The organism is Solitalea canadensis DSM 3403, from assembly GCF_000242635.2.
Lineage (GTDB): Bacteria > Bacteroidota > Bacteroidia > Sphingobacteriales > Sphingobacteriaceae > Solitalea > Solitalea canadensis.
Genome location: NC_017770.1, coordinates 220,338 through 232,828, shown reverse-complemented (window position 1 = coordinate 232,828; position 12,491 = coordinate 220,338). Strand labels below are relative to the sequence as shown.

Sequence of the window (12,491 nt, the reverse complement as noted above, 5' to 3'; positions counted from 1 at the left end):
AGGATTTGTGATGAAAGAGGAGAAAAATAACCGCACTAAATGGGTTCATCTGCGCCTGACGGAAGCAGAGTTCAAACAACTGCATAGACAGTTTTATAAAACAACTTGTCCCAAACTAAGTAACTATGCGCGCAAGGTTTTACTAGGCAAACCGGTGGTGGCAACTTATCGGAATCAGTCCCTGGATGAGCTAATGAGTGAAGCTATTTTACTTCGCAAGGAGCTTAATAATGTAGGTAATAATTTCAATCAAGCGGTAAAAAAACTACATACCCTATATCAGTTGCCTGAGTTCCGTTCATGGCTGGAAACTTATGAAACCGACCGAAACCAACTCCTTGAAAAGGTGGAAACAATCAAAGAACAGATCAATAAAATAGCTGCTCAATGGTTGCAATCATAAAGACTGGTAACTCAATCCGAAGGGCATTTTACTACAACGAACAGAAATTAAATTCGGGTGTAGAGGAGTGCATAATGGCGGCCAATTATCCGATTGATGTTGATGTTTTGACCGAAGAGCAGCGGCTAAATTGCCTCCTCAATCAAGCCGCTTTAAACGAAAATGTGAAAAGAAATAGCGTTCATATTTCACTCAATTTTGCTCCGGGTGAACAGCTTTCAAAGGTTCGGCTTTGTGAAATCGCATCGGCTTATATGGAGAAAATAGGCTTTGCAAACCAACCTTATTTAGTCTACGAGCATCATGATGCTGGCCATCCTCATATCCATATAGTATCAATTAAAGTGCGTGCGAATGGTTCAAGGATTGATACACAAAACATCGGTCGTAACCAGTCTGAAAAAGCCCGGAAAGAAATTGAGGAGCAGTTTCATTTGGTAAGAGCTGAAGAGCATAAGCGACAACTTTTCAAGCTTAAACCGGTGAATGTTCAAAAGGCTGTTTATGGTAAATCAGAAACCAAACATGCCATCACGAATGTACTTGATGCGGTACTGCTTCGATATAAATACACTTCAATTGCAGAGCTGAATGCGGTGTTAAATCAGTACAATATAGCGGCAGATAGAGGCACTGAAAACTCTCGAATTTATCTGAATAATGGCCTTGTTTATCGGTTGTTGGAGGAACAAGGAAATAAAGTCGGCGTACCAATTAAAGCCAGTGATATCTATAACAAGCCAACTCTTTCGTTCCTTGAAAATAGGTTTTTATTAAATGAAATTGAAAGGAAGAGGTATGCTTCTAGAGTAAAGAACAGTATTGATTTAGCCTTTCTAAAACATGCTGAACTTCCATTAAAGGGCTTAATTCAGATACTTCAAAATGAAGGTATTCATACTGCTCTCAGACAAAATAAGGAAGGCATGATTTATGGGATCACCTTTGTTGACCATCAAACTAAATGTGTTTTTAATGGTAGTGATCTGGGTAAAAACTACAGCACGGCAAGGATCATAGAGAGATGTAGTCTGCAGCAGAACTTCTCAAAAAACCAAACTATTTCCACTTCTGATAATTCATTATTATCCCTGAAAAAAGACAGTTCGATACAGCCTGAGTTCAATCATATTGATCATCAAAGGCAACCCTTTATGAACATCGATGAAAGTAAACTTTTAGACATTTTATTACTGCCGACCTCATCTACTGACTACCTACCACATGCCTTAAAAGGAAATAAAAAGAAAAGAAGAAAACGTTTACGAGCTAACCTATAAGTTAAAGAAAAAGACTATGCAGACAGGAGAAAACGAACAGGCGCTGAGGAAGATTCTGGATATGACAAGACTGATCAGCATTACTATTTTAATGCTTCATTTTTATTATTGTTGTTATGCTGCCTTTCATGAATGGAAGCCATGCAGTTCCTTTACAGACCTATTGTTAAGTAATGTTGCAGAAACTGGATTGTTCGATTCCTTTCATAAAGCAAAACTGATTTCATTGGGCTTTCTTGCTATTTCCTTATTAGGAGAAAAAGGTCGAAAAGATGAAAAGTTAAGCATTAAAACAGCTTTTACCTACCTCCTATCTGGGCTTTCGATTTACTTTTTATCTTACCTATTCTTATCATTAAAACTAACAGAAATACATCTTTCTATTCTCTACATAGGACTAACCAGCATTGGTTATTTACTCATGCTTACAGGAGGAACCTTGCTTTCTCGTATCATAAGAAACAAACTTAATAATGATATTTTCAACACTCAAAATGAAACATTTCCACAGGAAGAACGACTGCTCGAAAATGAATATTCCATTAATCTTCCTGCTCAATATAACCTTAAAGGAAGGCTTAGAAAGAGTTGGATCAATATCATTAATCCTTTCCGATCGCTATTGGTTTTAGGAACTCCCGGATCTGGAAAAACCTATTTTATCATCCGTCATGTGATTACTCAACACATCAAAAAAGGGTTTTCCATGTTTGTTTATGATTTCAAATATGACGACCTGTCCCTGATTGTTTACAATACTTTTTTGAAATATAAACACCTCTATAAAGTGACTCCGGAGTTCTACCTGATTAACTTTGATGATCTATCCAGAAGCCATCGGTGCAATCCAATTGATCCTTCAACCATGCTGGATATTACTGATGCTGCTGAGTCTGCCCGTACTATTTTAATGGGTCTCAACCGAGAATGGATTCGCAGGCAGGGAGACTTTTTTGTGGAATCGCCGATTAACTTTTTGACGGCAATTATCTGGTTTCTGCGCAAATACCGGGATGGAGAATTCTGTACTTTGCCTCACGTGATAGAGTTAATACAGGTAGATTATGACAGTTTATTTTCGATTCTGCGAACCGAAAAAGAGATCGAAGTACTCATTAATCCATTCATTACGGCCTACTTAAATGACGCGATGGAACAACTTGAAGGACAAATTGCATCAGCTAAAATAGCTATGGCAAGACTATCCTCTCCTTCACTTTACTATGTACTTTCCGGTAATGATTTCACGCTGGATATCAATGACCCTGTAAAACCAAAACTGGTTTGCATGGGCAATAACCCACAGAAAATTCAGACTTATGGGGCTGTGTTATCGCTCTACGTAAATCGCTTAATTAAACTGGTCAATCAAAAAGGGAAACTTAAAAGCAGCCTCATCTTTGATGAGTTCCCAACGATCTACCTGAATAATATGGATAGTTTAATTGCTACAGCAAGAAGCAATAAAGTGGCAACCTGCATAAGCATTCAGGACCTGAGTCAGTTACGTAAAGACTATGGAAAAGAACAAGCAGACGTGCTAATGAATATAGTTGGTAACGTTATTTCAGGACAGGTTACAGGCGATACAGCAAAGCAACTTTCAGAGCGTATTGGAAAGATTATGCAGGACCGTGAGAGTCTATCCATTAACCGATCCGATACTTCGATTAGTCGTTCTAAACAGTTAGAATTAGCGGTTCCTCCTTCTAAAATATCCACTCTTTCTTCGGGAGATTTTGTTGGGGTGGTGGCTGATGATTCGGATTGTAAAATTGGTTTGAAGGCTTTTCATGCAGAAATTTTAAATGATCATACGACTCTCAAAAAAGAAAATGAACAGTATAAAGAAATTCCGGTTATCCGAAAGCTGGATGATAGTGTGGTGCAACGAAATTATTTACAAATTAAGCAGGATATACAGGAGCTGATTCATGTTGAAATGGAACGACTACTAAATGATCCAAGGCTTACATATTTAATAGTTACCAAGTAAAAAATAACTAAATGCATCATTTTATGACATATTTCAGTAAAAACTTATATGTTTATTGAGAAAACATATAAGTTGGCTATAAATGATCACATTTTACCGGTTGAATAACAACTATCATTAATAACTATAGCTAGCAATAAATCTTAAATTTAATTTACTATGGGAGGCAATGCCGGAATTAGAGGTTATCTAATTCAAACAATCATTTGTGTTTTAGATGCACTTGAAGAAGACAACCTATGGGCTTCTGTGACATTAGAGCCATTGAATGAATCTGAAAAAGTTGATATTAAGTGGGTATATCCTGATAAGATAAAAGTTTGTCAGGTTAAGTCCTCTGAAAATGTAATTAGACACTCTACCGCAAAAAAATGGTGCGATGAACTTGTTTCAAACACTCCTAATATCGATGATTATGAATTAATTGTTGTCGGTCATCCAGATGAAAAGTTACTTAATGCAGATTCCATTGATAATGTAAAAATTGTAGGTATACAGTCTTTAGACACTAATAATCTTATAGATATTGCTTCCACCAAGATTGATGCTTACTATGAAAAAAAAGGTAAGACAAAAATGTCCTCAAAGGTTAGAGAAATATTAGTTAAAACTCTTACTGCTCATTTCGGAACCAATTCTATAATGGGAAAAGAAGTAAGTAGAGAGGATTTTGACAAAGAGCTTTTGGAATGGATATCCGCAATTGAAAAACAAATTGAAATTAATCCTTTTGCATCGCTAGCCTCGCCTATACAAAATGAAAGCAAACCATTTAATTCCAGAATAGCTAAAAAAATTCTTGAATTAATTGGATGGGCAAATTTTAATGAAAATGTGAGTGTAGAACTTTATAATGAAAGGAAAGAAGAAATCGAATATTTCGGGGTTGACTTTTTTGGCGATTTTGAAAGCAAATTAAAATCGGATGTTGATGATGTTATCTTAGTAACATCTATACATGATTTAATGTACCCTGCCTCATCAAAAAAGGAGATTCATAATTATTTATATAGCTCTGAAATTGTATTCTCAGACTTGCTACAAAAGCAGAAAATACCTATAAAAAGAAACGAAAATTCAGAATGTCACAATGTTTTATTTTGGCTTACAACTGAGAACTCTGAAGTGAATCAGGACTTTATTCATCATGCAAAAGATAATTACAAAAAGGATATGCTTAATGAAGAAATGTACTACTATCTAGTAGATAACAATAAGGCCATTTTTTTAATAAGTACTATAGTTACGGCTAAAAATTACAGAGATGATCTTACAGTAAAATTTCTGTATCCAATTACTGAGGCCAATCAAAATCCAGGGCAAATAGGGAAAAGAGGCACAAAGTTGCCGGCCCAGTATATAAACAGTTCAATATTACCCATTATTAAAGAGAGCAGTAATAAAATAAGCATATTGATTTTTTGCTCAGACCAGTTTTCGGAAAATTCTTTAAAAAAACTTATTTGGTTGACTATTAGACTAACAAGTGGATTGGGAAATGAGTACTTACTTTGGTTTCCCGACTACAATGATAACGAGCATAAAAACATTGCTTTTGAGGTTATCCGCTCTTTTAATGATGAAATATTAGAAGAAAAGATTCAAGTTAAGCGATATGACCGGATTGATGCCGAAGCATTGGATAATGTCATTTCAACTACTAATGTAACATTGAAAAATGAAACTTTTGATGAAATAAATTCACAGAACAACTTAAAATCAAAGCATCTAAATGAAACTTTTGTTAATATTCTTCCCTATGGTGACATTATAAAGCCGTTCTTAAAAACAGATGCTATTACAGCTAATGACATGAAAATCTTTTTGGCAAAAAAAGGAATTTTTGTCAAAAGTGCCGACAGAGGTAAACTAACAGGCCTTATGTCTACTTTGCTATTTAGCCCGAAAGAACTAGAAGATTTTAAAACATTAATCGACGTTAAGGATCGGCCGTTAAATACTACAAATGAGATTTTTCAAATAAAACAGAATGATAGCTTGGATAATGTATTCAAAAGGATACGCCCCAATTTTGATAACGTAACAGAGAATCTTAATACCAAATTATTAGATGTTCCAGTATTTAAGCCAAGTCCAAGTAATTCAAACGAATATGTATTTGATGTACGGACTGAGAGAAAAGATCCTACTAGTCAAATATCTGTAAACACCCTATGGGGAAGAATAGAAATTGTTTGTTCAAAGGAGAATGACAATCTCATCATAAATAGAGTAAATACAGTATCCAGGGAAGATAAGATTATTGCAAACAGAATAATGAAAAGCTTGGAGAGTGAGTTTAAGCAGGCAGATTTTATCAAAGATGATACGGTTAGAGTAATGTTTAAGAACTTCAAAAGCAATACGGATCGTGTAAACTTTCTTTTGAGTTTTACAAATGTAACCTCGTCAACTATTTTTAAAGAACCTGATATAAAATCAATAAAGTTCAAATTTGATGATAGTGAAGATATCCCTGATTCATTTAAAGATAAAAAAGACAAAGATTTGATTACATATTTCAGCGGCAAAAACTTGTCCGGTATTAATGAAATCTCTGATGCTGATTTTAAAAAAGTTTTATTGTTAGAAGAAATTTATATCACTTATAGGTATGACTTCTATAACATAAACAGTGGTTATTACAGTGTGAAATTTAACTTTTCGGATGCTCTAAAAAATAAACCTGAAAAGGATGGGGTCTTCAAGTCAGAACCAAATTTGTACATGTCTAACAATGTTAAAGCCCTTGCAAATATTGATCTTTTTAAAAAAGAACTTTCCAAGGAAATTGAAAGGATTAAATTAGAAAAACTTAAACAATTTAGGATCATATAATGATAGATTTTACTAGTGTCAAATTAAACATAGCAACTCATTATGTTGGTAACAAGCTTAGGGATGAAGGAATAAGAATTTCCAGTGGAGAAGTATTTATAACTGAAGATGATACTCAAAAATACCTACTTAAATATTTCTTTTCACCTTTTCAAGGTAATGAAATATTTAATTTTACCAATCCAACAGAGTTATCTTTAAATGCAGTGTACACGCTAATTAGAAGAATATTTTCAAATCCCGACAAATTTTATGAAAATAGCGTTGAGCTTGCAAAACACCTGTACGAAAGTTCAACACACCCAAAGGTAAATGGAGGTGAATTTAACATATGTTTATTAGAGAATACTATATTAGATGGTGTTGAGGCTCTTGCAATAGGATTATTTAAGACGGAAGTTAAGGATATCTTTCTAAAATTCGACCCAACGAAAGATAATTACAGTATCAAGCATGATAATGGTGTAAATATTGGAAGACTTGATAAGGGGTGTATCGTATTTGATATTGATGCCGAAAATGGTTATAAGGTTTGTATTGTTGATTCTAACAAAGCCAATGATACTCAATATTGGAAAAATGATTATCTAAGCATTAGACCGAGTTCGGATGATTATCACTTTACAAAGAACTTTCTATCCATTACAAAAGACTTTGTTACAAAGCAGCTTTCTGAGGAATTTGAAGTGAGTAAAGCAGATCAAATTGATTTGCTCAATCGCTCAGTGGAATATTTCAAATCTCATGATAAGTTTGAGAAGGAATCATTTGAAGCCGAAGTCTTCGATAATCCAGAAATTATACAATCATTTAGAAATTTTGATGAACAATATAGGGAAAGTAAAAACGTTGATATCTCTGATAATTTTCAAATCTCTTCCCAAGCTGTAAAAAAACAATCAAGAGTGTTCAAAAGTGTCCTCAAACTTGACAAGAACTTTGACATTCACATACATGGCAATAAGGATCTTATTGAAAAAGGGGTGGAAAGAGATGGGAGAAAATATTATAAAATATACTATGATGAGGAGAAATAATTTTTTGGATAAATAATAAAGATTTTGCCAGAACAACAGAACCTATACAATCTTGTAAAGGGAATATTTGGATTAATAAGAAACCCTCATGAACTGAAAATAAAAATTTATTATAACAGAAGAGGAAATACTTGATATAATGGGAACCATATCCTATATACTTAAGCGACTTGATAAAATAATTATATAGAATATGTCACTTCACAAACAATTAATAGGAAGCCATCCAATAACACCATACATCTTTGAACGTTGGTTAAACTGTACTGATATTGAGCCTACTGATGAAAGGTGTTATCGGTCACTTAACCCTAAAATACCATCAACCGATCCTGATTTAATTCAATGGCTTGGTCAGAAGCTTGTTCATCATCATTATGATGAGAATCGAATCCAAAAATTGAAGCAAAAGTTTACAGAACTTGGTTTTCCGGAATATGCAGAACAACATAGAAAACTACCTAGGGCGGATAAAACAAAAAAAGGAAACGCAACTGAGATATTGCTAATTGAATATATAGAAAGCTGTCAGAATAAAGCTTTAATAAAAGCATACAAATTAAGATATAATCCTAATGTTGACCAAGCAATAAAAGGTGATGATATGCTTTTAGTCGATATTTTAACAAACCAACAAGGCTCAGAGGAAGTCAAACTATACCTTGGTGAAGCAAAATTCAGGAAAACCCCAACTAAAACTATAGTAGATACGATCAGCGAGGCTTTAGGGAAAGAGAAATTACCGCTATCCTATTCTTTTTTAGTTGATGAATTAAATAGAAAAGACGAAAGTAAAGCAATAGCTGATTTACTGGATAAATTTTTGGTCAAAGAAATAAAAGATAAAGGGAATATATGCTATACTGGTTTTTTGCTAAGCAATACGGATACATTCAAAGTCGTCGATACTCATTTTAAAAGTGACAATCCAACACTTATATTAATTTCTATTGGCATAGAAAATCCAGAAGATTTAATTAATGAAGCTTTCAAAAAGGCTGAGGAAATGATTGCGAATCCAACTTCTTTATGAGAAACGAAATTATAAGGAAAAAGTTAGTTCTGATAGAAAGAGACAGAGTTATACAGAATCTAATTGCTCAGGCAAATGCTCGTTATATACTACTCAATACTTCTGAAAATAGAGAAAACTTTCCTCCTTACACAATTAATGATGATAAATTAAATATTCTATCATTCTATTATTTAAACTTTGGTTGCAGCTTTGCGGAAAATCAAGCTTTTGATGAAGCTATTGAACCTTTAGAAAAAGGAGCTTCATTATTAGAGTTTATACATGCAGCTGAAACAAATAAAAAGAATGCCAGTAATTACTATGGACTCATAGCATCATTAGCCTATTATGTAGGTTTTCAATATTCAAAATCATTCATATTGATAAAGAAGTTTGAAACAACTTCAGTCATCGCGAAATTGATACATCTTTTTTTATTGAGAGATTTTATTCAGCTTTCAGAAGAAATCAATAAAATACTGATAGACCCTTCTTATCGAGATAGCTTTATTTCGAACAATATTGATGAAATTGATGGTACAACAAAAATATATGAAATCACAATAGCTAAAGCGTTAGATGGATTTTTAAAATATTTTTTCACGGGAAATGTCGATTTACTAAATAACGCAAAGGCACTTTTAAAGAGCATAAAGGAAATATCGGAAATTGAAACTGACCCTGGAATTTGGTGGGTTATACGATTATTACTTCTAATATCTGATGGATTCAATGAATCTTCACTCTGGAATGCATTAAAAAGTTATTTCGACCTTGACCATCCCAAAGTAAGTCAATATATTAAATCATTAGTATTTCTAGCTCCTAGGGGTATTTTTGAATTGTTTATTACCCAAAGGAAATCCCTAAATAAGGTTTTAAATGCTGAAAATGGCTGCATCATTAGCATTCCGACGAGCAGCGGTAAAACAAGAATTGCAGAAATTGCCATACTTAATTGTATGATAAATGACCCTGCAAACAAGGTATTATATATAGCCCCATTTAGATCATTAGCTTTTGAAGTTGAAAGCACCTTGGAACCAATATTAGATAATGCAGACATTTCTGTTTCACATCTATATGGTGGGAGTTTATATAGTAAGCTGGACGAAAAAATCATTGAAGATTCTGATGTCATTATTGCAACTCCTGAAAAAGCGAAAGCAATATTGCGAGGTAACACAGAATTAGTAAGACAGATAAAACTAATCATTATTGATGAGGGCCATTTACTTGGTCCTGATAAAAGATTAATAGTAAATGAAATCTTTTACGAAGAGCTTCGATTTTATGTACAGAAAAATGGAGGAAAATTCTTATTATTATCCGCAGTATTACCTAATTCAGAAGAATTGGCAGAGTGGCTAACTCGATCATCAGAAACTATTTATAAAAATTCATGGAGACCATCTGATGAACGTTTAGGAATTTTGGATTGGGATGGAAATTTCGTAAATATCAATTGGATAAGTCAGGATGAAGACAGACAATCGTTTAACAACAAGTTTATTATATCTGAAGAGCTTCCCTTAAAGCCAAGACAGCGCAAAATTAGATATTTTCCAAGCAATAAAAATGAAGCAATTGCAGCTACTGCTTATAAATTTAGAACATTTGGCTCTGTACTTATTTTTGTGGGTCTAAAAAGCTCTGTATTTACAATGGCGGAAGCTTACTTTAAACGTCTTGGCAACGCTCCAGATAACCATCAATGGAAGAATCTCTTTGATTGGCGAGCATTTGAACTTGCTTGTATTGAAACGTATGGTGAAGAGGGAAACAGCTGGTTATCTTATGCGAGAAAAGGAATACTTTGCCATAACGCAGATTTGCACGCTGATGTACGGTTGCCTTTGGAAAGACTAATGCGAAGTGATAAACCATTAGTTATAATCTCTACATCGACACTCGGACAGGGTGTTAATTTAGGAGTATCAACGGTTATCTTCTCCACATTATATCAAGCAGGTGAATTAATTAATGCTAGAGATTTTTGGAATATTGCAGGACGGGCAGGAAGAGCTTATGTAGACCATGAAGGCAAAATACTCGTAGCTTTAGATTCTGAGAATCTATCCAAAAAACAAATCGAATATCGAGTAAATTCTATAAAAAAATATTTTGACAAAAGTAAGATAGATTTGGCACATAGTGGCATCCTTTCACTTATGGTTGTTTTGAAAAATATTGCTCAAGAAAATGGAGTTAGTTTTGATCTTTTAGTCCAACTAATTGCAGAAAATAAAACTCAAGAAATAGGTGAAAAAGTCGGTGATATTGATGAAGCACTTGACTGGATAGACGATACGCTATTATCGCTTTTACATGTAAATAATCCCGAAGGAGAAATTGATTTATCATGGGCTGAATCTTTTTTTACACAATCTCTGGCTTATATTCAATCCAAAAATGAACAAGCTATTTCAGGTGAAGAAGTTATCAATTTTTTAAGTTCACGAATCACGGGTATTGTTGAAAAAGTGGGTAATAATAGAATTAAATGGCAATCATTAATAAAGTCGGGCATCCCACTTAATTCAGATTTAATGCTTGAAGAACTTCTTCCCGAATTTATACGATTGGTTCAAGAATATTTTAACGCCAATGAAATAACTATTGAAAGGAAAATTATCTTATTATCTTCCATTGAGGCCTTATTAACAGATATACCCATCTTTATTGAAGATGGTGATTCAATTAAGAGTAAAGACGTAAATTCAATACGTCAAATGTGGATCAATGCTTCTCCCATTTCAACAATTATTCCTTTTGAAAATGGAATTGAAATAATAACTAAGCTATATACGTTTAAGCTACCTTGGATACTAAATGGTATTGCTAAAAAAATGCGTAATATCGAAAACGAGGATGAAGCTGTTATAATTGAAGAACTTTCAATACTTGTCGAATCCGGCCTGCCATCATTAACGAAAGTCAAGATTTATCAAGCAGGAATTAGGTCCAGATCTTCTGCAGATGAACTGGGAGAATTATTTGACGATGAGCTGTGGGAAAGAAGTATTTCCGATTATAAGAGAGACTTAGTATTGCATAAAGATTCTTATAAAGAGCAAGTTTCTGCAACTGCAGGAGAATGGCTTGACCTGCTTAGTCGTACAGCTAATAGACGAGTTACAAAGGTTAAAAATATACCACCCTTTACATTTGGAAATATTCATGAAAAAACAAATACTTTAATTGCTAAAAACATAAATGGAAAGCAGTATTTACTTAGTCCTGACTTGAGTATTCTAGAAGACATTTCAGAATCTGATATTGACTTTTCAACAATAAATAGCATTCCTGGTATTGATTTTAAGTACAGTCCAGAAAATGGGACATGGGTAATGAAAATTAATAATCCTTATATACAATTAAGTTAAAACTTAAATACACTATAGACCAACTAAATAAAGTTCCGGCCGGATTTAATAATAATCTGATTTGGAATATTGGTCATGAAATAGTTGCCCAGCAAGCATTGATATATAAATCATCAGGCTTGGAAGGATACATTTTCAGGAGAATTATTTGACCTTTATAAGCCGGGAACAAAACCCACAGGACAGACCACGGAAAGGCAAGCAAATGAATTGAAAGAACTCTTAATTTCACTGCTAGAAACGGAAAAAGACTTCGCCAACGCGAAATTCGTCACATTCAATGAACTGCATATTCCGCTCTATAGTTTACCAGCGTTCCGCTGCATAGTGGTTCTTCGTCCGGAATAAGTGGTAAGCTTTCATCACGGAACGCTGGTAAACTTTCCCCGGAATATGCAATGAACGAATGACGGGTACAGGATTTCACTTATCATCATTAAAAGACGCATTTGAATTTAACAATTATCATGAAGGTCTTCAGTTAGGATATATGATGAATATTCAGAAATTTGTTTAGGTTAAATCGATTTAGGAAG

Annotated in this window: 8 protein-coding genes; all 8 read left to right on the top strand. The window is 33.8% G+C overall.

Annotated elements, in window-relative coordinates; genetic code table 11:
• Positions 1-10: 10 nt before the first annotated feature.
• Positions 11-403 carry a plasmid mobilization protein gene (locus SOLCA_RS00890; protein ID WP_042479108.1) on the top strand — a complete coding sequence of 131 codons (393 nt, stop codon included), beginning with the start codon at positions 11-13 and terminating at the stop codon, positions 401-403.
• A complete protein-coding gene (locus SOLCA_RS00885) occupies positions 388-1,683 on the top strand; it encodes a relaxase/mobilization nuclease domain-containing protein (RefSeq protein ID WP_014678558.1) in 1,296 nt (431 codons plus the stop codon). The genes SOLCA_RS00890 and SOLCA_RS00885 overlap by 16 nt, the downstream gene beginning before the upstream one ends.
• A 16-nt stretch (positions 1,684-1,699) precedes the next feature.
• Positions 1,700-3,679, top strand: coding sequence for a conjugal transfer protein MobC (gene mobC / locus SOLCA_RS00880; RefSeq protein ID WP_014678557.1), 1,980 nt, complete (start codon positions 1,700-1,702; stop codon positions 3,677-3,679).
• Positions 3,680-3,838: 159 nt separating this feature from the next.
• Positions 3,839-6,517: a hypothetical protein gene (locus SOLCA_RS00875; RefSeq protein WP_014678556.1), complete on the top strand. Its 2,679-nt coding sequence runs from the start codon at positions 3,839-3,841 to the stop codon at positions 6,515-6,517.
• Positions 6,517-7,554, top strand: a complete 1,038-nt coding sequence (locus SOLCA_RS00870) for a nucleoid-associated protein (protein ID WP_014678555.1) — start codon at positions 6,517-6,519, stop codon at positions 7,552-7,554. Before SOLCA_RS00875 ends, SOLCA_RS00870 begins: the two co-directional genes overlap by 1 nt.
• 193 nt (positions 7,555-7,747) lie before the next feature.
• Positions 7,748-8,587, top strand: coding sequence for a Hachiman antiphage defense system protein HamA (locus tag SOLCA_RS00865; protein WP_014678554.1), 840 nt, complete (start codon positions 7,748-7,750; stop codon positions 8,585-8,587).
• Positions 8,584-11,955 (top strand): DEAD/DEAH box helicase, encoded by a 3,372-nt coding sequence (locus SOLCA_RS00860; protein ID WP_014678553.1) that lies wholly within the window; start codon positions 8,584-8,586, stop codon positions 11,953-11,955. Before SOLCA_RS00865 ends, SOLCA_RS00860 begins: the two co-directional genes overlap by 4 nt.
• Positions 11,946-12,107, top strand: a complete 162-nt coding sequence (locus SOLCA_RS23855) for a DinB family protein (RefSeq protein ID WP_407635809.1) — start codon at positions 11,946-11,948, stop codon at positions 12,105-12,107. The genes SOLCA_RS00860 and SOLCA_RS23855 overlap by 10 nt, the downstream gene beginning before the upstream one ends.
• Positions 12,108-12,491 lie beyond the last annotated feature (384 nt).

Coding starts and splice junctions, on each gene's coding strand:
- SOLCA_RS00865 (WP_014678554.1), top strand. CDS start 7,748: ATGTCACTTCACAAACAATTAATAGGAAGCCATCCAATAACACCATAC.
- SOLCA_RS00870 (WP_014678555.1), top strand. CDS start 6,517: ATGATAGATTTTACTAGTGTCAAATTAAACATAGCAACTCATTATGTT.
- SOLCA_RS00860 (WP_014678553.1), top strand. CDS start 8,584: ATGAGAAACGAAATTATAAGGAAAAAGTTAGTTCTGATAGAAAGAGAC.
- SOLCA_RS00890 (WP_042479108.1), top strand. CDS start 11: ATGAAAGAGGAGAAAAATAACCGCACTAAATGGGTTCATCTGCGCCTG.
- SOLCA_RS00875 (WP_014678556.1), top strand. CDS start 3,839: ATGGGAGGCAATGCCGGAATTAGAGGTTATCTAATTCAAACAATCATT.
- mobC (WP_014678557.1), top strand. CDS start 1,700: ATGCAGACAGGAGAAAACGAACAGGCGCTGAGGAAGATTCTGGATATG.
- SOLCA_RS00885 (WP_014678558.1), top strand. CDS start 388: ATGGTTGCAATCATAAAGACTGGTAACTCAATCCGAAGGGCATTTTAC.